The 21583-nt window shown below is 72.7% G+C and carries 19 protein-coding genes; 14 read left to right on the top strand and 5 right to left on the bottom strand.

Features of this window, described 5'->3' with window-relative positions; translation table 11 throughout:
* Positions 1 to 60 precede the first annotated feature (60 nt).
* Complete coding sequence (locus tag ACWGJ2_RS00120) at positions 61 to 504, bottom strand: DUF6233 domain-containing protein (protein ID WP_453343611.1); 444 nt, start codon at positions 502 to 504, stop codon at positions 61 to 63.
* A gap of 207 nt (positions 505 to 711) precedes the next feature.
* Between ACWGJ2_RS00120 and ACWGJ2_RS00125 the strand changes: the two genes are divergently transcribed.
* Both ACWGJ2_RS00125 and ACWGJ2_RS00130 read left to right on the top strand, forming a co-directional pair.
* Positions 712 to 1449, top strand: a complete 738-nt coding sequence (locus tag ACWGJ2_RS00125) for an alpha/beta hydrolase (protein WP_453343612.1) — start codon at positions 712 to 714, stop codon at positions 1447 to 1449.
* A 189-nt stretch (positions 1450 to 1638) separates the two neighbouring features.
* The gene (locus ACWGJ2_RS00130; protein WP_453343613.1) at positions 1639 to 2046 is read left to right on the top strand and encodes a PPOX class F420-dependent oxidoreductase; all 408 of its coding nucleotides are present in this window, start codon (positions 1639 to 1641) and stop codon (positions 2044 to 2046) included.
* Positions 2047 to 2134: 88 nt separating this feature from the next.
* Here ACWGJ2_RS00130 and ACWGJ2_RS00135 read toward each other — a convergent pair whose 3' ends face one another.
* Positions 2135 to 2926 (bottom strand): 3-oxoacyl-ACP reductase family protein, encoded by a 792-nt coding sequence (locus tag ACWGJ2_RS00135; RefSeq protein WP_453343936.1) that lies wholly within the window; start codon positions 2924 to 2926, stop codon positions 2135 to 2137.
* Positions 2927 to 3196: 270 nt separating this feature from the next.
* Between ACWGJ2_RS00135 and ACWGJ2_RS00140 the strand changes: the two genes are divergently transcribed.
* The 6 genes from ACWGJ2_RS00140 (at position 3197) to ACWGJ2_RS00165 (ending at position 10711) form a co-directional block, all read left to right on the top strand.
* Complete coding sequence (locus ACWGJ2_RS00140) at positions 3197 to 3937, top strand: B3/B4 domain-containing protein (protein WP_453343614.1); 741 nt, start codon at positions 3197 to 3199, stop codon at positions 3935 to 3937.
* Positions 3938 to 5008: 1071 nt separating this feature from the next.
* Positions 5009 to 5827 (top strand): inositol monophosphatase family protein, encoded by an 819-nt coding sequence (locus ACWGJ2_RS00145; protein ID WP_453343615.1) that lies wholly within the window; start codon positions 5009 to 5011, stop codon positions 5825 to 5827.
* Between the two features lie 141 nt (positions 5828 to 5968).
* Positions 5969 to 7396, top strand: a complete 1428-nt coding sequence (locus ACWGJ2_RS00150; protein WP_453343616.1) for a phytoene desaturase family protein — start codon at positions 5969 to 5971, stop codon at positions 7394 to 7396.
* Between the two features lie 371 nt (positions 7397 to 7767).
* On the top strand, positions 7768 to 8928 hold the full coding sequence (locus tag ACWGJ2_RS00155) for a 3-oxoacyl-[acyl-carrier-protein] synthase III C-terminal domain-containing protein (protein ID WP_453343617.1): 1161 nt from the start codon (positions 7768 to 7770) through the stop codon (positions 8926 to 8928).
* Positions 8925 to 9377 carry a nuclear transport factor 2 family protein gene (locus tag ACWGJ2_RS00160; RefSeq protein ID WP_453343618.1) on the top strand — a complete coding sequence of 151 codons (453 nt, stop codon included), beginning with the start codon at positions 8925 to 8927 and terminating at the stop codon, positions 9375 to 9377. The genes ACWGJ2_RS00155 and ACWGJ2_RS00160 overlap by 4 nt, the downstream gene beginning before the upstream one ends.
* Positions 9374 to 10711: an NAD(P)/FAD-dependent oxidoreductase gene (locus ACWGJ2_RS00165; protein ID WP_453343619.1), complete on the top strand. Its 1338-nt coding sequence runs from the start codon at positions 9374 to 9376 to the stop codon at positions 10709 to 10711. The genes ACWGJ2_RS00160 and ACWGJ2_RS00165 overlap by 4 nt, the downstream gene beginning before the upstream one ends.
* Before the next feature lie 21 nt (positions 10712 to 10732).
* Here the strand turns inward: ACWGJ2_RS00165 and ACWGJ2_RS00170 are convergent, their stop codons facing one another.
* Entirely contained in the window at positions 10733 to 12421 is a 1689-nt protein-coding gene (locus ACWGJ2_RS00170; protein ID WP_453343620.1) for a BCCT family transporter, read from the bottom strand.
* Between the two features lie 162 nt (positions 12422 to 12583).
* Between ACWGJ2_RS00170 and ACWGJ2_RS00175 the strand changes: the two genes are divergently transcribed.
* From ACWGJ2_RS00175 to ACWGJ2_RS00200, 6 genes are all read left to right on the top strand, one after another.
* The gene (locus tag ACWGJ2_RS00175) at positions 12584 to 13720 is read left to right on the top strand and encodes a glycerate kinase (RefSeq protein WP_453343621.1); all 1137 of its coding nucleotides are present in this window, start codon (positions 12584 to 12586) and stop codon (positions 13718 to 13720) included.
* Positions 13721 to 14488: 768 nt separating this feature from the next.
* A complete protein-coding gene (locus ACWGJ2_RS00180) occupies positions 14489 to 15310 on the top strand; it encodes an ABC transporter ATP-binding protein (RefSeq protein WP_453343622.1) in 822 nt (273 codons plus the stop codon).
* Between the two features lie 131 nt (positions 15311 to 15441).
* Positions 15442 to 16290 (top strand): ABC transporter ATP-binding protein, encoded by an 849-nt coding sequence (locus tag ACWGJ2_RS00185; protein WP_453343937.1) that lies wholly within the window; start codon positions 15442 to 15444, stop codon positions 16288 to 16290.
* Positions 16287 to 17177 carry a branched-chain amino acid ABC transporter permease gene (locus ACWGJ2_RS00190; protein WP_453343623.1) on the top strand — a complete coding sequence of 297 codons (891 nt, stop codon included), beginning with the start codon at positions 16287 to 16289 and terminating at the stop codon, positions 17175 to 17177. Before ACWGJ2_RS00185 ends, ACWGJ2_RS00190 begins: the two co-directional genes overlap by 4 nt.
* The gene (locus ACWGJ2_RS00195; protein WP_453343624.1) at positions 17170 to 18318 is read left to right on the top strand and encodes a branched-chain amino acid ABC transporter permease; all 1149 of its coding nucleotides are present in this window, start codon (positions 17170 to 17172) and stop codon (positions 18316 to 18318) included. The genes ACWGJ2_RS00190 and ACWGJ2_RS00195 overlap by 8 nt, the downstream gene beginning before the upstream one ends.
* The gene (locus ACWGJ2_RS00200) at positions 18315 to 19574 is read left to right on the top strand and encodes an ABC transporter substrate-binding protein (RefSeq protein ID WP_453343625.1); all 1260 of its coding nucleotides are present in this window, start codon (positions 18315 to 18317) and stop codon (positions 19572 to 19574) included. The genes ACWGJ2_RS00195 and ACWGJ2_RS00200 overlap by 4 nt, the downstream gene beginning before the upstream one ends.
* 364 nt (positions 19575 to 19938) lie before the next feature.
* Here ACWGJ2_RS00200 and pssA read toward each other — a convergent pair whose 3' ends face one another.
* A complete protein-coding gene (pssA, locus tag ACWGJ2_RS00205; RefSeq protein WP_453343626.1) occupies positions 19939 to 20787 on the bottom strand; it encodes a CDP-diacylglycerol--serine O-phosphatidyltransferase in 849 nt (282 codons plus the stop codon).
* Positions 20774 to 21421, bottom strand: coding sequence for a phosphatidylserine decarboxylase (locus ACWGJ2_RS00210; protein ID WP_453343627.1), 648 nt, complete (start codon positions 21419 to 21421; stop codon positions 20774 to 20776). The genes pssA and ACWGJ2_RS00210 overlap by 14 nt, the downstream gene beginning before the upstream one ends.
* Between the last annotated feature and the right edge of the window lie 162 nt (positions 21422 to 21583).

Here is a 21583-nt window from a genome sequence, read left to right on the forward strand (position 1 = left end):
ATCCCGTACGGGTCCGTCGACCCGTACGAAATGAGCCTAATGCGGGCGCCCGCGCGACGGTCACCCGGCCGTGCCGCGCCGGGTCGGCGTCGGCGCCGCCATCGGTGTCGGCGCCGGTGTCGGCGTCTCGCGCAGCGCCTCACGCGGTCGGCAGGCGGGGCACAGCTCGATGATCGGCTCGTGGAGCGCGAGCAGGGCCTCGTCGTGGCTGACGGGGTGCCCGTCGGTGATCCAGCAGTCGTCGAGGTGGAGCGTGGCCCGCCCCTCGGGCACGCGCATGGGCTGGAGCCGGAAGCGGGGCTCTTCGGCGTCGGTGCCGGTACCGGCGCTGACACCGGTACCAGGGCGGTCGCCGGGATCGGTCGCCGCGCGTTCGATCGCGCTGCCGACCTTCTCGGCCTGGAGCCGCAGATAGGTGCCGATCGTCTCGTGCTCGGCGAGCCGGTGCCGAAGCCAGTCCGCGATGGCGTGGAGACGGGGCAGATCAGGCGGCAGCTCGGACATGTGTTCGAGTGTACGAGGTGGCGGGGCCTCCGCAAGAATCCGTTGGCGAACCAGGGCGACCGCTGCTACGTTTCCAGCGGCCGTGCCGGAGAACGAGGAGGTGGTACCCGTGAACGTATCGACATGGGTGCTCCCCTCCGGGGTCACGGTCGGGCGATAGGTCGTCGTCCGGGAGCGCCGTTCCGTGCACTCCCGAAAGGCACGACCATGCATTTCACTTCCGAACAGCACCTCGACGACGGTGTGCTGGAGCGCGAATTCACCCTCGGCGAGGTCCCCGGCATCCTGTGGACGCCTGAATCCGCGTCCGCGCCGGTATCGCCGATCATCCTGCTCGGCCCCCCTCCTGTCGGGCTGCGCAAGGAGTACCCCCGGCTGGTGCGACGGGCCCGGCATGCCGCGGCGGACGGCTTCGCCACGGCCACCATCGAACTCCCCGGAAAGGGCGACCGGCCCCGTCTGCCCGGCACCGAGCGGGCCGTCGCCGACCTGCGCCGGGCCATGGCGGCCGGCGAGCCGGTGAGTGACGAGATCATCGACGCCCTCATCCTCCCCCTGGTCGACAAGGCGGTCCCGGAATGGCAGGCCGCCCTGGACGCCCTCCTGTCGCTGCCCGGGATCGGCGGCCCGGTCGGCTACTCGGGGGGAGTGATCTCCATCGGCACCCGGCTGGCGGTGATCGAGCCGCGCATCTCGGCCGCCGTTCTGTTCGCCGGGAGTTTCATCCCTCGCGTCATATTCGAGGAGGCCCGACAGGTGACCGTTCCGCTGCACGTCCTGCTGCAATGGGACGACGAGGGCAACGACCGGCAGGCCGCCCTCGACCTGTTCCACGCCTTCGGCTCCAGGGAAAAGACCCTGAACGCCAACATGGGCGGACACACCGGCGTACCCCAGCACGCGGGGGATGCGGCGGGCCAGTTCTTCACCAGGCACCTCAAGTGAGACCGGGCCGTCGGGCCACCATCGGCACACGGTAGGTGCTGTCGGCCGGGATGCTGCTCATCGGGACAACAGGCCCCGCACGTCGTCGAGGTACTTCCGCGCGCGGAAATTCCTCGCGGCGGCGGGGCGTTGGGGAGGGTGCGGCCCTACGGCGCCGCGTACCTCCACCTCACACGAAGGGCTCCGACCGTGGCGGCTGGTCTCTCGGACGACCTGAAGAAGTATCTCGACGACTCGCGGGCCTTCGCGACGGTGGCGACGCTCCTGCCCGACGGGCGTCCCCATCTCACCGTCGTGTGGATCGTGCGCGACGGCGACGACCTGCTGTTCTCCACGACGGTCGACCGGGTGCAGGGGAAGAACGTCGCGCGCGATCCCCGGGTGACCGTGCTGGTCAACCCGCCCGAGAACCCGTACACCTATGCCGAGGTCCGGGGCACGGCCACCGTCACGCCGGACACCTCCGGCGAACTGCTGAACAGGCTGGCCCGCAAGTACACAGGCCAGGACTACGCCACGTTCAACCCGGCCTCGAAGGACGACGGCGAGCGGATCGTCGTGCGCGTCACCCCGGACAAGGTCACCGGCAGGTTCTGACCGGCGCTTTTACGGGGCGGGGCGCGGTCCGAGTGGTCCGGGTGGTCCGGCGGGGCGGGGGAGTCCCGCCCCGCCCGCGCCGAAGGCGTCAGGCCGCGAAGCCGCCGTCCACCGCGAGGGAGGCGCCGGTGATGTACCGGCCGCCGTCACCCGCGAGGTGGGCCACGGTGGCGGCGATCTCGTCGGCGGTGCCGTAGCGGCCGAGCGCCGTGAACCCGGCCTGCGTCCCGGCGCCCTCGCCGTCGGCGGGGTTCATGTCGGTGTCGACGGGACCCGGCGTGATCACGTTGACCGTGATGCCGCGCGGCCCCAGCTCCCGCGCGAGCGCCTTCGTCATGCCGGTGACGGCCGCCTTGCTGGTGGCGTACAGCGACATCCCCGGGAAGGCGACGCGCTCCGCGACGCAGCTCCCGACGCTGATGACGCGCCCGCCCTCGGCGAGGTGCGGCACCGCAGCCTGGGTCGTGAGGTACGGCGCCCTTACGTTGACGGACAGCACCCGGTCCAGGTCCTCCAGCGGCACCGACTCGACGGGGCCGACGGCGCCCGTGCCCGCGTTGTTGACGAGGATGTCGAGCCGCCCGAACTCGGCGACCGCGTCCTCCACGGCGGCCCGTACGGCCGCCGCGTCCGTGCTCTCGGCGCGCAGCGCGAGGGCTCTGCTGCCGAGCGCCTTGACGCGGGCGACGATGTCGGCCGCCTTCGCGGCGTTCGTCGCGTACGTGAGGGCGACGTCGGCGCCCTCCTCGGCGAGCCGGAGCGCGGTGGCGGCGCCGATGCCACGGCTGCCGCCGGTCACCAGCGCGACCTTGCCGCGCAGCGGACGGGCGGCCTCGACGACGGAGGTGGCGGTGGCGGCGGGGGTCCGGTCGGTGTTCATGGTCTGCTCGCTCTCCTCGGTGCCGGCGCGCGGGCCGCGCCCGGTCACGTCGTCGATCCTTGTCGGGCGGGACGGGGGGATCCGGCGGGATTCGGACGTGGCGTTGGGGGAGGGGCGGGGTTGGCGCCGCGGCTCGCGCTTGTCGTGAATAGTGCACTGGCTGGTACATTGCATTGGCCTGCCCGGGTCCCGAGCAGTATCCGGGGCCCGGCGGCAGGGAGACACGAGAAGCGCGGCAGGCGCCACAGGCGCGGGAAGAGGCGGACGGACATGGCGACAGAGCCGGAGACACGGAACGGGCCGTCGGCCGGAACCGGTGTGCGGGACACCGGGAGCTGGCTCGCGGCGGCTTCCATCAGCCCCGAGGTGGCCGAGCTGCGCCCCGACTACCGCGCGCTGCTCATCACCGTCGAGGGCCTGCGTCCGGGCCCAGGCGACGAGTCCAGCGAGCGCCTGCTCGCCGCCGCAGAGGAGGGCGCAGCCGACCCGGAGAGCCACCCGCACATCGCCGCCTGGCACGAGGCGTTCCGCTCCTTCGGCGCCAAGCCCAAGCGCATCCGGCCCAGCGTGGACGCGCTGCTGCGCCGGGTGCCGGACGGGCTGCCGCGCGTGGACCGGCTCACGGACATCTACAACGCCGTCTCCGTCGCCCACGTGCTCCCGCTCGGCGGCGAGGACCTGGACCACTACACGGGCCCGCTCCGCCTCGTGCGCGCCGACGGCACCGAATCCTTCGAGGTCACCTCGGGCGGCGAGACGGTGGTGGAGCACCCCAGGGCGGGCGAGGTCGTCTGGCGCGACGACGCGGGGGTCACCTGCCGCCGCTGGAACTGGCGCCAGTGCGTACGCACCCGGCTCACCCACGACACGACCCGCGCCGTCTTCATCCTCGACGCACTCGGCCCGATGGACGACGCGGCGCTGACCGCCGCCGGCGACGCGCTCACCGAGGCGCTCGTGGCCACCTCCCCGGACGCCGTCACCGCGTCGCGGCTGCTGCGGGCGGCCTGACGGCGTCTGCTGCTGCGCTGCCATCCCGCCAGCGCAGCCATCGGCGGTCCGGTCCCGGCCTGTACGGGGGTGTTGCGCGGGACGGCTGCCCTCCCAGGTGGGCGCCGTAGGGTCCCGCGCTGATTTTTGTGCCGCAGCACGGGGCGCGGGGCGCTGCGCTGGGCGGTGCGCCGTTTTCGGGTGCGGCTGCGTGGCTTCGGCGCGGCGTGTGGTGCGGGTGCGATGCGGCTGGCGCCGCGTGATTCTGGGTTTCCGCCGTGGTTGTGGGCGCGTGGGTGGGGGGTGTCCGGTGCCGGGGTGGGGTGTCTCCTCGGCGTGAAGCTTTCGTTGTCGCCTCTCGGCCGGTGACTTTCTCGACCTGCGGGGACACCCCACCCCGTCCCCGTCCCGCCGGTGGCCCGCTTCCGCTCCGGGTCGGCTGAGCCCGGCCACACCCCCGGCGCGGGACCTACGGTCCCCACTCCCCGGGCCGACCGTCCCGCGCAACTCCCCCTGTCGGGGGTGCGCAGCCCGGGGGTGCCCCTTTGGGGTTTCGTTGGCGTGCTGCGGGCCGGTGGTGGGGTTGTGCCCACCCTCCCCCAGCTACCGCTGGGAGGTGCCCCCTCGCCCTGCAGAACGGGTGCCCACAACGGTTGGAGCGGACCGGAGGTTGGCCACCGGGTGGGAGGTGGTGCGGTGGGGTGTCCCCGCAAGTGGTGGCGACGAGTGCCGGGAGAAACCCGACAACGAGACCCGCACTTGTCGCCGCCCGAGGAGACGCCCCGGCGCGGCGCCGCCCCCCACCACACAGCAATCCCACACGGCCACCGGCGCGAGCCACGAATCACGCGGCGCCAGCCGCGTACTACCGGTCCATACGCCGCGCCGGAGCCACCGGGCCGCACCCGGAAACGGCGCCAAGCCACCCCCACTGCGTGCCACGGCACAAAAATCAGCGCGGGACCCTACAGTGCGCACCACACTGGCCAACCGTCCCGCGCAACACCCCCGACGAACCGGCAACCCCCGTTTCCTTCCGCCCCCCGCGAAGGGGACGGCGCCGACCGCCCCCCGTCGTGCTTCCATGGAGACATGATCGACGATGAGCTGATCGCACAGGTCGAGAAGGCCGTCCGCAAGGCCACGGCCGACGAGGTGATGCCGCGCTGGCGGCAGCTCGGGGACGACGAGGTCGTCCAGAAGAGCGGGCCGCACGATCTGGTCACCGTGGCCGATCAGCGGGCCGAGGAGCATCTGACGCACGCGCTGTCCGAGCTGCTGCCGGGCTCCGTCGTCGTCGGCGAGGAGGCCGTGCACGCCAAGCCCGCCACGTACGAGGCGCTGCACGGCGACGCGCCCGTCTGGATCGTCGACCCGGTCGACGGCACCCGCCAGTTCGTGCGCGGCGAAGAGGGCTTCTGCACGCTCGTGGCGCTCGCCCGCTTCGGCGAGGTGCTGGCCTCCTGGACCTACGCGCCCGCGCTCGACGTGATGGCGACGGCACGGCGCCGCGGCGGCGCGCTGCTCGACGGCGAGGCACTGCGCTCCGGCTCGCCCGAGCCAGGCGCCCCGCTCCGGGTGGCCACCTCCCACCCGGACTTCACCACGGAGGAGCAGAAGCGGGCGCTGCTCGGCCTCCGCACGGAGGGTGTCGAGCCCCGCCCCTGCGGCTCGGCCGGGCTCGAATATCTGGCGGTGGCGCGCGGCGAACTCGACGCCGTCGCCTTCAGCTGGGAGGCGGCCTGGGACCACGCGGCCGGGCTGCTGCTCGTCGCAGAGGCGGGCGGCGCGAGCGCGACGGTGGCGGACGAGCCGTTCCGGCTCGCGGGCGGCAACGCGCTGCCCTTCACCGCGGCGCGGGACGCCGCCACGGCCCGGCGTATGGTGGGGCTGCTGCGCGCGGGCCGCTGACGCGCCCGTGCGGCGGCGCCCGCGGCCGGAATCCGGACCGGAATCCGGACCGGAACCGGAACCGGCCCGTGCCGCCGTGCGCGTGACGGGGGCGGCTGACGCCGCCGACCTCAAGGACGAGGGGCGAGGGGAGAGCCGACAGTGCCATCGATCCGTGACGCGGTCGTCGTCGGAGCCGGGCCGAACGGGCTGACAGCGGCCGTCGAACTCGCCCGCCGCGGCTTCTCCGTCGAGCTGTTCGAAGCCCGCGACGCCGTGGGCGGCGGCGCCCGCACGGAGGAACTGACCCTCCCCGGCTTCCGGCACGACCCCTGCTCCGCCGTGCACCCCACGGGCGCGGGCTCGCCCGCCTTCCGCGACATGCCCCTGGAGCGGTACGGGCTGGAGTGGCTGCACCCCGAACTCCCCATGGCCCAGCCCTTCCCCGACGGCAGCGCGGCCGTGCTCGCGCGCTCCGTCGGCGAGACGGCGATGTCGCTGGGGCCGCGCGACGCGGGAACGTACCGCCGCCTCGTCGAGCCCTTCACCGGGAAGTGGGACACCCTCGCCGCCGACTTCCTCGGCATCGGCTCGGCCCTCAACGGCCGCTTCCCCACCGACCCCGTGCTGCTCGCCCGCTTCGGGCTGACGGGGCTGCGCCCGCTGAGCTGGGTCAACCGCCGCTTCCGCGACGCGAAGGCCCCCGCGCTGCTGGCGGGCCTCGCCGGACACGTCATCGCACCGCTGTCCACGCCCGCCGTGACGGCGCCCGCGCTGGTCTTCGCGCTCGCCGCGCACGCCAACGGCTGGCCGCTGCCGCGCGGCGGTTCCCAGGCCATCTCGGACGCGCTCGCCGGGTACTTCCGCGCGCTGGGCGGTGTCATCCACACCGGTACCGAGGTGAAGCGCCTCGACGAACTGCCGCCGGCGCGCGCCTACGTCTTCGACACCTCACCGACCGCGCTCGCGCGCATCGCGGGACTCGGCAACGCGTACGCGAACTACCGGTACGGCGCCTCCGTCTTCAAGATCGACTACGCGCTGGACGGGCCCGTCCCCTGGACCAGCGAGGAGGCGCGCCGCGCTGGCACCGTGCACGTCGGGCCGACGGCGCGCGACATCGACACGGCCATGCGCGAAGCGGTGGGCGGCCGTGCCCCTGGCCGGCCCTTCCTGATCACGGCCCAGCCGTCGCTGGTGGACGGTTCGCGCGCGCCCAAGGGCAAGCACGTCTTCTGGGCGTACGGACACGTGCCCAACGGCTGGGAGGGCGACGCGACGGAGGCCGTCGAGCGCCAACTGGAGCGGTTCGCGCCCGGGTTCCGCGATCTGGTGCTGGCCCGCGCGACGGCGGGCCCGCCCGAACTCGCGGCGCGCAACGCGAACTATGTGGGCGGCGACATCGCGTGCGGGTCGCCGCAGTCGCTGCAACTGGTGCTGCGCCCGAAGCTCACGCGAGTGCCGTACGAGACGGCGCACCCGGCCGTGTATCTGTGCTCCTCGGCGACGCCGCCGGGTGCGGGGGTGCACGGGATGGGCGGCCACCACGCGGCCCGCGCGGTCTGGCGCCGTCTGCGCCAGCGCCGCTGACCGCTGCCACTGGGCGGCACCGGGCGCGATGTCCATGTGCCCTTCGACGCCTGACCGGCTGACCGCCTGGCCGCCTGCTCCCCCCTGACCGCCGGATCTCTGGGCGGGGCTCGGGGCGCGGGGGCTCGGGCGGGGGCGCTCATCACATCAACCGACTGCCCGGGGCTGTGCGGACCGTCCTCCTTGAGGGCGCCGGGAGGCGGTTTTCCGCGGAGAGCGCCGGGAGAGACCTGGGACCACGAGGAACACCGCGGGCCCTTCCCGCGTCGCCGCCAGATGTGCACGCCGTCACGCGTCCCCTGTGACCCGTCCGCCGTCCCTGGCCGAGCGCGTCCCGTGTTCCTGAGCTTCCGGACAGGAGGGGGATTCCCATGTCCATATCCCGGCCGCAGCCCTTCCCGTACGAGATCGCCGGACTGGCCACCCTCGTACCCGAGCCCGTGCCCATCGAGGAATGGGCCGAGAAGATGAAAGTCCCGCACCGGCACCGGCCGGGCGAGCACCTGACCGGTGAGGAGATGCGGAACATCCTCGGGATCAGGGCGAAGAGCTGGGACCCGGAAGTGCTCGGCGACATCGACGGCATGGTCGGCCTGGGCGGGGAGGCCCTGCGCTCCGCGGGGGTGGCCCCGTCCGAGGTGGGCGCTTTCATCGCGCTTCCCTGCACCCCGTACGAAGTCATGCTCGACCAGGACGCGTTCAAGATCAGCCGCCGCCTGGGGCTGGACGACACCCTGGTGCCCCTCCAGATGACCGCCGGGTGCGCCGGTCTGGCACGGGCCGCCGCCGTCGCCTCCCAACTGGACGTCGACGCCGTCCTCATCCTCACGTACAGCGTGCCCAGCGTCCTGGCCGGATCGCCGGAGGGGCACCTGAACGACCTCTACCGGTTCAACACCCGGCACCCGGACAGCGACACGATGTGGGCGACCGCCGGCACCTTCTCCGACAGCGCCAGCGCCCTGGTCCTCAAGCGCACCCGTGACGACGGGACGGGCACAGACACCGGTACCGGCACCGTCCTGTACTCGCGCGACACGGACACATTCGGTGAGAACCCCCTCGTGCGCCACTACGCGGGCGGCCTCAACCATCCGCCGGGCACGGCGTCGAGCGAGGAGCTGTCCTGCTTCGGGCTGGACGGCCCGGCCCTCGCGGACTTCTACGCCCGCGCCATGATGCTCAACCACCGCGACCTGTCCGCGTCCCTGCCCGGATACGAGGACACCGTGGCGCGCGTCTACACCCATCAGGCGAGCCCGGCCCTCGTCGAGTCCTTCCGCGACGCCGCAGGGCTGGACCCGGACAAGGCCCCGTCGAACGCCCGGGAGTTCGGCAACCTCATCACCACCGCCACCACCAAGATGCTCCACGACGACCTGCACACGGGGCGCGTCGCCAACGGGGACCTCGTCTGCCTCTCCGTGGTCGGAGCCGGTCCTGAGCGCGGCGCGCTCATCGCCCGGGTCGAGATCCCCCACCGCGTTCCCCCGCGCCAGAACCGGGAGCGAGCGGAAGGACAGCCCGTATGACCAGCCCCATGTCCGGTCCCATGTCCGGCCCCGCCGAGACCGTGACGGCCTTCGTCCAGCACATGATCACCGCGGACGTCGACCGTGCACTGGCCCACTACGAACCCGGCCCCGACACGTACTCCCTCATCGAGGGACCCTCCACCTCCCTCCACGGGGACCGGCGCCTGCGCGAGGGCTGGGAGGGCTGGTTCGCGAGCGGGCTGCGGCTGCTCGACGTCACCTGGGCCGAGGGCCCCTTCGAGCAGCGCAGCGGCGACATCGCCTGGATCACCGGGGCCGTCGACGCCCGCGTCAGGACCCCCGGCACCGAACTGCCCGTCCGCTTCGGCGTCACCTGGATCCTGCGCCGCACGGACGACCGGTGGGCCATCGCACACGACCACTACTCCATCCCCGCCGCCGACCCCTACGGCGTCGGCGAATGGGCCCACCCGGGACAGTCATGATCCGCTCTGGCCTGCCCGGCGCGGACGCCTCGCGCGAGCACGCCGTCGTCATCGGCGGCTCCTTCGCCGGGCTGCTCGCCGCCCGCGTCCTCACCGGGCATTTCACCCGGGTGACCCTGCTCGACCGCGCGGCCCTCACCGAGGGCGCCACCCGCTCGACGTCGCCCCAGCACCAGCATCTGCACATCCTCTGGGACGCGGGCGCACGCGTCGCCGAGGAACTGTTCCCCGGCCTCGGGAGAGCCCTCGGCGAAGCCGGTGCCGTCGAGGCCCGGGTCCCCAGGGACATCCGTTGGCTGGGGCCCGCCGCCTGGCTACGGGCCGTCAGCGCCACGCGGCTGCTCACCTGCTCGCGAGCCCTCCTCGACTCCACTGTCCGTGCACGGCTCCAGGGCGTCACGATCCTCCAGGGGCACCGCGTCACCGGGCTGCTGACCAGCGGATACCGCGTGCGCGGAGTCCGCTGGGCGGCCCGCGACGGCGGGCCCGGCGAGGAGCTGGCGGCCGGTCTCGTGGTGGACGCCACGGGCCGTACGTCGCACGCGCCCCGCTGGTTCGAGGCGGCGGACCTCCCGGCGCCCGCCGAGCAGGTCATCGACCCCGGCCTCACCTACGCCACGTGCGCCTTCACCGTTCCGGCCGGGCCCCGCCCCCCGTGGCGAGGGGTCTTCCTCCCGCCCTCCCCGCACGGCTGCCGGCGCGGCGGGGCCATGTACCTCCAGGAGGGCGACCGCTGGCTGTGCAGCCTCACCGCCTTCCGCGACGACACTCCGCCCCGCACTCACGAGGACTTCCTCGACTTCACCAGGAGCCTGCGCAGCCCCGACCTCCACGACGCCATCCGTGAAGCGCGGCCCCTCACCCGGGTCATCAGCTACCGCGGCACGGCCAACCGCCGACGCCGCTTCGACCGGATGCCCGCGACGCTCCACGGCTTCGCCGCCGTGGGTGACGCCGCCTGTAGCTTCAATCCCCTGTACGCGCAGGGCCTCACCGTCTCCGCTTTGCAGGCCGCTGCCCTCGACCGTCACCTACGGAACACGACGGGCGTCATCGCGACCCGCCCCGTCCAACGCCGCCTCGCCGCCTGCGCCACCACCGCGTGGGCCGTCGCCGCCGCAGAGGACCAGCGCTACGAGGGGACGACCGGCGACGTCGGCGGCCGGTGGCTCGGCGCCCGCCAGCGCTACGTGTGGCGCGTCGCCCAGGCTGCCTCGCGCAGCCCACGGGCCTGCGCGCACCTGGTACGGGTCCTGTCCCTCGCCAAATCCCCGGCCCACCTCCTCCACCCCGGCGTCGCCCTGCCGGCACTGGCACGCCGCCCGCCGGGGTGAACCGCCGCGCGCGAACGTCGGTCAGGGGCGGAGCCGGGTCGAGCCGCCGCCGTGGAGGGCGTCGCCGACCATCGCGCGGACCGCGTCCCGCAGCCCGTGCAGCGGATGGTGCCGGGGCGGCCCGGCGCCGGGATCCTCGCGCAGCTCCTTGAGCAGCGCCCAGCACAGCGCCAGCATCACCAGCACGAAGGGCAGCGCCACCAGGATCGTGCCGGACTTGAGGGATTCGAGGCCGCCCGCGAGCAGCAGCACGGCGGCGACGGCCGACATCAGCACGCCCCACGTGACGACCAGCCACGTACGCGGATGCAGCGCGCCCCTGCTCGTCAGAGAACCCATCACCAGGGAGGCCGAGTCGGCGCTGGTGATGAAGTACATCATCACCAGCAGGATCGCCAGCACCGAGGTCACGGACTGGAACGGCAGCGCCTCCAGCGTGGCGAAGAGGGACTTCTCCGCGTTGTCCGCCTCGCCCGCCAGGTCGGCGCGGCCCGTCGAATCCAGCCTGATCGCCGTACCGCCCATCACACAGAACCACACCGCCGAAGCGCCGCTGGGCACCAGCAGCACGCCCAGCAGGAACTCGCGGACGGTGCGGCCCCGCGAGATACGGGCCAGGAACGTGCCGACGAACGGGGCCCACGACAGCCACCACGCCCAGTAGAAGATCGTCCAGGTGCCGAGCCAGTCGCCGTGCCCGAAGGCGCCGGTGCGGGACGAGGTGACCAGGAGTTCCTGGAGGTACGGGCCGACCGTCGCCGGGATCGAGTCGAGCAGGAAGACCGTCGGGCCCGCGACGAAGACGAAGACCATCAGCAGCGCGGCGAGCACGATGTTGATGCTGCTCAGCCACTTGACGCCCTTGTGCAGCCCGGAGAACGCCGAGACGACGAACGCGGCGCCCAGCACGACGATGACCAGCAGCTCGACGGTGGTCGTGTGCGGGACGCCCACCGAGAGATGCAGCCCCTCCGCGACCTGGAGCGCGCCCAGACCCAGACTGGTGGCCGTGCCGAAGACGGTCGCGAAGACCGCCAGCAGATCGATGACCCGGCCCTGCCAGCCGTCCGCGCGCCGCTGCCCGATGAGGGACACGAACACGGAACTGACACGGTTGCCGCGCCCCTTGCGGAACGTGGCGTAGGCGAGGGCGAGCCCGCCCATCCCGTAGATGGCCCAGGGATGGAGCGTCCAGTGGAACAGCGCGTACTCCAGCCCCGTCTGCGCGGCGGCCCCCGAGCGGGGCGCGACGTCGCCGAAGGGCGGCGGATCCGCGTAGTGCTGGAGCGGCTCGCCCACCCCGTAGAACATCAGGCCGATGCCCATGCCCGTGCTGAACATCATCGCGATCCAGGCGAGGTTGTCGAACTCCGGCTCCTCGTCGTCCTTGCCGAGCCGCAGCCGCCCGAAGCGGCCGAGCGCCAGCATGAGGCACAGCACGAGGAAGACGTTCGCGGCGATCATGAACAGCCAACTGAAGTTGCCGAGCACCCAGTTCAGCGCGCCGTCGGTGAACGAGTCGAAGGAGCCCTTGCCGAGCGCCGCCCACAGCACGACGCCCGCGACGACGAGGACACCGAGGGTCACCACGGCCTTGTCCGGGGGCGGGTCGACGGGCGGGCCTTCGCCGGAGGTGCCGGTACCGTCACCGGGCGTGCCGGGGCCGTCCTGCCCGGGCGGCTCCGGGAAGGTGGTCGTATCGGTGCTCATGCCGCCCCACTATGGTGCGATTCCCGCTGTTTTCTGATGGTGCCGCGCCGTGGACCGGGACCTCGCCGGACGGTGCGCCGTAGTCGGCGGGCGGGGGCTGCGGATAGGGTCGCAGCGGCGCGACTGCCTGTTCGAACGCAAGAGAGACCCAGGGGCAGAACCATGACAACGACGGCGCGCGTGCTGATTGCCGCGGACAAGTTCAAGGGATCGCTGACGGCCGTCGAGGTCGCCGAGCGTGTCACGGCCGGTATCAGGAGAGCCCGGCCCGAGGCCCAGATCGAGGCCCTGCCCGTCGCCGACGGAGGCGACGGCACCGTGGCCGCAGCCGTCGCGGGCGGCTTCGAGCGCAGAGAGGTGGAGGTCACCGGACCGCTCGGCGCGTCGGTCACCGCCGCGTTCGCACTGCACGGCGACACCGCCGTGGTCGAGATGGCGGAGGCGTCCGGCCTCCAGCTCATGCCGCCCGGCGTCTTCGCGCCGCTGACGGCCACCACGTACGGATCGGGCGAAGTGCTGCTCGCCGCGGTCGAGGCGGGGGCGCGCACCATCGTCTTCGGCGTCGGCGGCTCGGCGACGACGGACGGCGGCGCGGGCATGCTCGAAGCGCTCGGGGCACGCTTCCTCGACCGGGACGGCGACCCCGTGCCGCACGGCGGCGGCCCGCTCATCGAGATGGTCTCCGCCGACCTCTCCGGGCTGGACGAGCGGCTGAAGAACGTCGAGATCGTCCTCGCCAGCGACGTCGACAACCCGCTGACGGGGCCGAAGGGCGCCCCGGCGGTCTACGGACCCCAGAAGGGGGCCAGCGAGGAGGACGTGGCCGTCCTCGACACGGCGCTCACCCACTTCACGCAGGTGCTGGCCGAGGCGGTCGGGCCCAGCGCGACGGAGGCGGCGCGGGCGCCCGGCGCGGGCGCTGCGGGGGGCATCGGGTACGGGGCGCTGGTCGGCCTGCGCGCCTCTTTCCGGCCCGGCATCGAGGTGCTGCTCGACGTCCTGGGCTTCGCCCCTGCCCTGGACCGCGCGGACCTCGTGATCACGGGCGAGGGCTCGCTCGACGAGCAGACGCTGCACGGCAAGGCTCCGGCGGGGGTCGCGGCGGCGGCGCGCAAGGCGGGCAAGCAGGTCGTCGCGGTGTGCGGCAGGCTCGCGATCGACGAGCCCGCGCTCAAGGGGGCGGGCATCGAGAAGGCGTACCCCCTCACCGATCTCGAACCCGACACGTCCCGCTGCATCGCCAACGCGGGCCCGCTCCTGGAATCCACAGCAGCACGCCTGGCTGCGGCTTACCTCTGAAACGAAGGGTTCCCCCTTCACCGGGTTGTGCCCCTTCACGGGGTACGGGGTTGACCGCTTCACGGGGTGCTTCTCTCCTGTGAGGGTGCGCCTGTTCTGGTTGCTTCTTGGGGGTTCGTTCGCGTGTTGGGGGCCGGTGGCACGGGTTGTGCCCGCCCTCCCCCCGGCCCGCAGCCGCACACCCGGGAACGCGCACCCCGTGAAGCGGGCACCGGACTGGGGTTGGACGCTCACGCACCCGGAACCGGGTAGGGGGCCACCGGCGGGACGGGGACGTGGCGGGGTGTCCCCGCAGGTCGAGAAAGTCACCGGCGGGAAGCCGACAACGAGACCTTCACGCCGAGGAGACACCCCGGCGCGGCACCGGACACCCCGCACCCACGTACCCCACACGGCCACCGGCAGGCACCAGGAATCACGCGGCGCAAGCCGCGACGCACCGTCACCACACGCCGCGCCGAAGCCACACACCCGCACCTGGAAACGGCGCATCGCCCCACGCAGGGACCCGCCCAGGCGTGCTGCGGCACAAAAATCAGCGCGGGACCCTACGGTGCCCACCTGGGAGGGCAGCCGTCCCGCGCAACACCCCCGTGAAGCGGGAACCCACCGTTTCCTTCCGCCCCCCCCCGCGAAGGGGCCCCGTTGTGCCGTCGCACAGGCCGGGCGTCCGTCGGGTGGTCGGGGGCAGCGAACCTGGGGGATGCCGTGGACGGGGGCTTCCGCCGGTGCTGAGGTGAGCGCCGAGCACCGGTGGAAGGAGGGCCGATGGCGGCCGCTTCACTGGAGGTCCGGGAGGTGTCCGTCGGCTATGGGCCGGTACGGGCGCTGAGCGAGGTCTCCCTGGACGTGCCCGAGGGAGCCGTGGTCGCCGTACTGGGCGGCAACGGCGCGGGCAAGTCCACATTGCTGCGGGCCGTTTCCCGCACGCTGCGTTTTCACGGCGGAGCGATCCGCTCGGGCACCCTCGCCTTCGGCGGGCGACGCCTGGACGGTCTCCCGCCCGACCAGGTGGTCGCCGCGGGAGTGGTGCAGGTGCCCGAGGGGCGGCAGATCTTCGCCCGCATGACCGTGGCGGACAACTTACGTGCCGGAGCGCGCGGCCGTCGCGGCGCGGCAACGGCGGAGGCGCTGGCCCGGGTGCACGCGCTCTTCCCCGTACTGGCCGAGCGGTCCCGCCAGCGCGCGGGCCTGCTCTCGGGCGGCGAACAGCAGATGCTCGCGCTCGGCCGCGCCCTGATGGCGCGGCCCAGGCTGCTGTTGCTGGACGAGCCCACCCTGGGACTCGCCCCGCTCGCCGCGGCCCGGATCGCCCAGACCATCCGGGAGATCAACGCGCAGGGCACCTCGGTCCTGCTCGTCGAGCAGAACGCGGCAGTCGCGCTCAGGCTGGCGTCCTCGGCGTGTGTGCTGGAGGTCGGCGAGGTGACGCTGCGGGGTCCGGCCGACGAGCTGGCCGCGTCGGACGAGGTACGGCGCCGCTATCTCGGGATCGCCGACGAGGAGCCCCCGCAGGCCCCGGCAGCCGGTCTCGACGCGCCCGCCGGAGCCCCGCGCCCCGTGCCCGTCCTGCGCAGGTGGTCCGCGTGACGGGGCGGCAGGGCGGTACGGAGCACTCCCGCGTACCGGCGCCCGAGCGGCCGGCGCATTCCGCGAGCGCGAGGCCCGTACCGTCCTCGCGACCCGCACCCGTCGCACCCTCCCCGGCCTCGGAGCCCCTCGTGCCGCCGCTGGCCGTACGGGGTCTCACCGTCCGCTTCGCCGGGCTGACGGCGCTGGACGGGGTCTCGTTCACCGTCGAGCCGGGGAGCGTGCACGCGGTCATCGGGCCGAACGGCGCGGGCAAGTCCACCTGCCTCAACGTGCTCTCGGGCCTCTACCGGGCGGCCGAGGGCAGCGTCCGCCTCGGGGACGCCGAGCTGACGGGGCTCGCACCGCACCGCATCGCGGGGCTCGGCGTGGCCCGTACGTTCCAGAACCTCGCGCTGTCCCCGCACATCACCGTCGCGGACACGCTGCTGCTGGGCCGCCACCGGCTCACCCGCGCGGGTTTCCTGGCCAGCGGGCTGCGGCTGCCGTCGGCGGCCCGCGAGGCGGCGCGGCACCGCGCGCGCGTCGAGGAGATCGCGGAGTTCACGGGCCTGGACCGGTATCTGGACCAGCCTGCCGCCACGCTGCCGTACGGGCTCCAGAAGCTGGCCGAGCTGGCGCGGGCGCTGTGCATGGAGCCGCGGTTGCTGCTGCTGGACGAGCCGGTCGCGGGGATGACGGCGGACGAGCGCCGCCGCACGGCCGCGGTGATCGCGGGCGTACGCGACAGCCTCGGCATCTCCCTCGTCCTCGTCGAGCACGACATGGGCATGGTGATGCGGCTCGCCGACGCCGTCACGGTGCTCGACTTCGGCCGCCGCATCGCCGACGGGCACCCCGACGACGTGCGCCGCGACCCCGCCGTCATCCGCGCCTACCTCGGCGAAGCGTCCACGGACGACGAAGAGGCCCAGGGCGACGGCGAAGACAGCGGGACCCCTGACAAGAGCAACCGCACCGGCACGCAGGAGGCCCCGTGACCACCTTCACCGAACTCCTGTTGGGCGGGCTCTCGATGGGCGCCGTCTACGCGCTCATCGCGCTCGGCTTCGTCGTCATCTACAAGGCGACCGAGGTCGTCAACTTCGCCCACGCCTCCCTCCTCCTGGCGGGCGGCTATCTGACGGCGGTCCTCCAGGACGACCTGGGCTTCTGGGCGGCGCTGGCCGTCGGCGTCACGGGCGCGGCGGTGCTCGGAGCGGGCGTCGAGTTCCTGGTGCTGCGCCGCTACCGGGGCCGGGACCAGAGCCTGATCGCCATCGTCACCATCGGCGTCGACATCCTGCTCATCACCGACCTGACCCGGCGCATCGGCTCCCATGTCTACGGCCTCGGCGACCCGTGGGGCGACCGCGTGCTCTCCCTGGGCCCCGTCACTCTCCCGCAGACCCGCGTCGCCGCCTTCGTCGTCGCCGCGCTGCTCATCACCGCGTTCCTGCTCGCGTTCCGCTTCACGCCCTGGGGCGTGGCCATGCGCGCCGCTGCCGAACGCCCCGAGACGGCGGCGCTGATGGGCATCAGGCTGGGCCGGGTCTCCGCCTCCGCGTGGGCGGTGGCGGGCGGGCTGGCCGCCGTCGCGGCGCTGTTCCTCACCGTCTTCCCCACACCGGGACTGGAGCGCGGCACCTCGCTGGCCGCCTTCAAGGCGTTTCCAGCGGCCATCCTCGGCGGCCTCGACTCGACGACGGGGGCCCTGGCGGGCGGGCTCATCGTCGGTGTGACGGAGGCGCTGGTGACCGGCTACCAGAGCGATCTGACCTTCCTCGGCCGCGGCATCGGCGGACTGGCCCCCTACGTGGTCATGGTCCTGGTGCTCCTCGTCCGCCCGGCCGGGCTCTTCGGTACGAGGGAGCTGACCCGTGTCTGACCGCCCGCGCCGCACCGCGCACGCCTCACCGTCGGCGGAGAACCGTGCCCCGCGTCTTGCGGACCGCCTCCCGTACTCGCCGACGCGTCTCATCGGCGGCGCCCTCGCGGCGGTGCTCCTCCTCGCCCTCCCCTTCTATCTCGACCGCTTCTGGCTCCAGGCCGGGCTCTTCGCCATGGCCGCTTCGATCGGCGCCATCGGCCTCACCATGCTCACCGGATCCACGGGGCAGCTCTCCCTGGGGCACGCGTTCTTCCTCGCGGTCGGCGCGTACGGCTACTGCGCCTTCGCGGGCGTCGGGGGTACGGAGAGCGGCCACGAGCTGACCGGGCTCGGGGCGCCTCCGTGGCTGGCCGTGGTGCTCGCCGTGCTGCTCGCGGGCGCGGCGGGCGGGCTGTTCAGCCCCATCGCGGGGCGGCTGCACGGCCCGTACCTGGGCATCGCGACGCTCGCGCTGATCTTCATCGGTCAGCATGTCCTCTTCAACGCAGGCGATCTGACCGGCGGTTACAACGGACGCGAGGTGCCGCGGCTCTCGCTCTTCGGGTTCACCTTCGACGACAGTCCGGTCGTGGTGGCCTCGGTGCCCTTCGAGTCGTCAGAGAAGCTCTGGTACGCGGGCCTGGTCCTGCTCGCCCTGTGCGCGCTGTTCGCCCGGGGCGTGCTGCGCGGACGCCCCGGCAGGGCCATGAACGCGATCCGCGACCACCGGGTGGCCGCCGGGGTGATGGGGGTGCCCGTCGCCCGCTACCGCGGCGCCGTCTTCGTGCTCTCGTCCATGTACGCGGGCCTGGCCGGGGTCCTGCTGGCCCTGGTCTTCCAGCGTACGGTGCCCGACTACTTCGGGTTCGTCCTGTCACTCGAATACCTGGCGATGATCGTGGTGGGCGGGCTCGGCTCGGTCACAGGCGCCGTCCTCGGCGCCTCCTTCATCGCCCTGCTGCCCCAACTGCTCACCCGTTACAGCGATGTCCTGCCCCTCGTCTCCGCGCCCGGCACGGGCGGGGTCGCGCCGGGCGAGATGTCCCGCTATCTCTACGGCGCCGCCGTAGTCGCGGTGGTCCTCTTCCTGCCAGGCGGCCTCGTCCGGCTCGCCGTCCACCGTTCGCCGCACGCCACTGACGGAGGGTCCCCTTCATGACGACGCACACCCGTACACGTACCCGTACCCGCGCGGTCACCCGCACCGCGCTCGCCGCCGCGCTCGCGCTCCTCGCCGCCTCCGCGTGCAGCGGCAAGTCCACGGCGGGAGGGGGCGACGGCCAGGACGCGCAGGGCGTCAAGACGGGCGCCGGGGTCACGGAGGAGACCATCACCCTCGGCGCCCTCACCGACATGACGGGCGTCTACGCCTCGCTCGGCAAGAGCGTCACCCAGGCGCAGCAGCTCTACATCAAGCAGACCAACAAGGACGGCGGCATCTGCGGCCGCAAGCTCGACCTCACCGTCCGCGACCACGGCTACGACGCGGGCAAGGCCATCCCCGCCTACACCGAGCTGGAGCCCGAGGTCCTGGGCTTTGTCCAGTTCCTCGGCTCGCCCTTCGTCAGCGCGGCCAAGAGCCGCATCGAGAAGGAGGACAAGGTCCTGGTCATCCCGATGGCCTGGTCCGCCTCCCTGCTGGGCGACGAGCACATCCGCGTCATCGGCGCGACCTACGACGTGGAGACCGCCAACGCCGTCGACTTCCTGGTGAAGGAGAAGGGCCTGAAGAAGGGCGACAAGGTCGGCCACGTCTACTTCGAGGGCGACTACGGCGAGAACGCGCTGGAGGGCGCCGAGGAGGCGGCCAAGAAGCACGGGCTCACCCTCGTCAAGCAGAAGATCAAGCCGACGGACGAGGACATGTCGGCCCAGGTCTCCGCGTTCGACAAGGCGGGCGTCAAGGCGGCCCTCGTCAGCGCGGGGCCTCGGCAGGCCGCGTCGCTGGTGGGGCTGGCGGCGGCGAGCGGGCTCAAGATACCGATCGCCGGCAACAACTCGGCCTTCGCGCCGCAGTTGCTCAAGACCCAGGCGGGCAAGGCCCTCCAGGGCGACTACTACGTCGCCGCCTCCACCCTGCCGATCGGCTCCGAGGAGCCGGGGCCGAGCAAGCTGGCCCGTGCGTACGCCGCGGAGTACCCCAAGGCCGTTCTCGACAACGGCGTGATCGCGGGCTACAACGCCACCGCGGTCTACGTCCAGGCCCTCAAGAAGGCGTGCGAGGCCAAGGACCTCACCCGCGAGGGCGTCACCAAGGCCCTGCTGTCCCTGCGCGCCTACGGCAACGGCTTCGGCATCACCCACGACTTCTCGAACCCGGACGAGCCCTCCACCCGCGAGAGCTACATCCTCAAGCCGGACGAAAAGGCAAAGGGCGGCCTGGTGGTGGTCCGCGACGCGCAGTCCGCCGGCTGAAACCCAGGGTTCCCCCTTCACCGGGTCGCACCCCCACACGGGGCACGAGGCTGACCGCCTCACGGGGTGCCCGGCCTCTCGGGGGCGCGCCCGCCCACAACCCCAACAGGAACCCGGAATCACGCGGCGCAAGCCGCGACGCAACGCGACCACACGCCGCGCCGTAGCCACGCAGCCGCACCCGGAAACGGCGAACCCCACAACGCAGGGGACCCCGCCCAGGCGTGCTGCGGCACAAAAATCAGCGCGGGACCCTGCGGAACCCGCCACACCGGCCAACCGTCCCGCGCAACACCCCTCAGAAACGCCAAAGGCCCCCGAGCAGAAGCTCGGGGGCCCACGGCGTTGCCGTCTGTTCGGGGGCTCAGCCCTGCGCGGCAGTCCGTGCCTCGCGGCGGTTGTCGCGGAACGTGTTGACCCGTCGCGCCGTCGCGAACAGCGGGATCACCGCGCCGAGGACGACCTGAAGCGCGCACCCCGTCTGGAGCAGCAGCTCACCGCCGGGCGCGTCGAACGCCCAGGCCGCCAGCAGCCCCATGCTCGCCACGATCCAGCCCAGCATGGCGACAGCGAGGCTGCCCCGCGGCTTCGGGTACTCGACCCGGCTCACCATCAGCCAGGCCACACCGATGATGGCCAGCAGCGTCGGCAGGAAGGGAAGTTCCAGCAGCACGATCGAGACGACCGTCAGTGCCCCGAACGGACTCGGCATCCCCTGGAAGATGCCGTCTCTCAGCGTGACGCACGAGAATCGCGCGAGCCGCAGCACCACAGCCAGCAGCACCACCACCGCGGCCACCAGCGAGACCCGCTGGTTCGCGTCGTTGGCGACCATGCCCCACACGCTCACGAAGTACGCGGGCGCCAGGCCGAAGCTGATGAGGTCCGAGAGGTTGTCCAGCTCGGCGCCCATCGCGGAGCTGCGCAGCTTGCGGGCCACGAGGCCGTCGAAGAGGTCGAAGACCGACGCGAGCAGCATCAGCACGACGGCGGTCGCGGCGCTGTGCCGCGCCATGCCGCCGTCCTCGCTGCCGGTGAGGTGCGGGATCAGCACGCCGGTGGTGGTGAAGTACACCGCCATGAAGCCGCACGTCGCGTTGCCCAGCGTCAGCGTGTCCGCTATCGAGAGCCGCGTCGACAGCGGCATCTCGTCGTCGTCCTCGTCGGTCTCCGGGACCCACGAAGCCTGTGTATCGGGATCAATCACGGTCAATTCGAGTCACCCCCGCGGTCGTGGTCTGGCCGACCTCGACGGCGGCCTCGACTCCCTCCGGCAGATAGATGTCCACCCGGGAGCCGAAGCGGATCAGCCCGATGCGCTCGCCCTGTTCCACCTTGGCACCCTGCGCCACGTAAGGAACGATCCGGCGCGCCACGGCACCGGCGATCTGAACCATCTCGATGTCGCCCAGTTCCGTGTCGAAGTGCCAGACGACGCGCTCGTTGTTCTCGCTCTCCTTGTTGAACGCGGGCACGAAGCCCCCGGGGATGTGCTCCACGGACGTCACCGAGCCCGCCAGGGGCGCGCGGTTGACGTGGACGTTCAACGGGCTCATGAAGATCGCGACGCGGGTGCGCCCGTCCTTCCACGGCATGATGCTCTGCACCACGCCGTCGGCGGGAGAGATGACGCGGCCCTGCGTGATCTCGCGCTCCGGGTCGCGGAAGAACCACAGCATGCCCGCCGCGAGCGCGGTGGCAGGCACGGCGACCGCTGCCGCCTTGCCCGAGCGGCGGGCCCGGAGCAGGCTGACGGCGGCCGTGGCCACTGTCGGGAGGAGCCACGGCGACGCCCCGCGTGCGAGGCGGACGCGACCGCTGGGTGCAGAGGATGGGCTGTGGGGCATGGATGACCTTCGTAGCGGAGGGAGCCGCGTATTCGACGGGGGGACGGCGGCTTTCCGGGATGCTATCGGTTACTGGTGGCAACTGGGCAAGCCAGAGCGCCAGTCAGTGTGCGAAGTCCCAGATCGGGGTGTGATCTTGATCCCCAAGAAAACACCCCGAAA

The organism is Streptomyces sp. NPDC054796 (assembly GCF_053611545.1).

Coding starts and splice junctions, on each gene's coding strand:
- ACWGJ2_RS00165 (WP_453343619.1), top strand. CDS start 9,374: ATGATCCGCTCTGGCCTGCCCGGCGCGGACGCCTCGCGCGAGCACGCC.
- ACWGJ2_RS00120 (WP_453343611.1), bottom strand. CDS start 504: ATGTCCGAGCTGCCGCCTGATCTGCCCCGTCTCCACGCCATCGCGGAC.
- ACWGJ2_RS00125 (WP_453343612.1), top strand. CDS start 712: ATGCATTTCACTTCCGAACAGCACCTCGACGACGGTGTGCTGGAGCGC.
- ACWGJ2_RS00145 (WP_453343615.1), top strand. CDS start 5,009: ATGATCGACGATGAGCTGATCGCACAGGTCGAGAAGGCCGTCCGCAAG.
- ACWGJ2_RS00200 (WP_453343625.1), top strand. CDS start 18,315: ATGACGACGCACACCCGTACACGTACCCGTACCCGCGCGGTCACCCGC.
- ACWGJ2_RS00180 (WP_453343622.1), top strand. CDS start 14,489: ATGGCGGCCGCTTCACTGGAGGTCCGGGAGGTGTCCGTCGGCTATGGG.
- ACWGJ2_RS00170 (WP_453343620.1), bottom strand. CDS start 12,421: ATGAGCACCGATACGACCACCTTCCCGGAGCCGCCCGGGCAGGACGGC.
- ACWGJ2_RS00160 (WP_453343618.1), top strand. CDS start 8,925: ATGACCAGCCCCATGTCCGGTCCCATGTCCGGCCCCGCCGAGACCGTG.
- ACWGJ2_RS00140 (WP_453343614.1), top strand. CDS start 3,197: ATGGCGACAGAGCCGGAGACACGGAACGGGCCGTCGGCCGGAACCGGT.
- ACWGJ2_RS00175 (WP_453343621.1), top strand. CDS start 12,584: ATGACAACGACGGCGCGCGTGCTGATTGCCGCGGACAAGTTCAAGGGA.
- ACWGJ2_RS00135 (WP_453343936.1), bottom strand. CDS start 2,926: ATGAACACCGACCGGACCCCCGCCGCCACCGCCACCTCCGTCGTCGAG.
- ACWGJ2_RS00155 (WP_453343617.1), top strand. CDS start 7,768: ATGTCCATATCCCGGCCGCAGCCCTTCCCGTACGAGATCGCCGGACTG.
- ACWGJ2_RS00210 (WP_453343627.1), bottom strand. CDS start 21,421: ATGCCCCACAGCCCATCCTCTGCACCCAGCGGTCGCGTCCGCCTCGCA.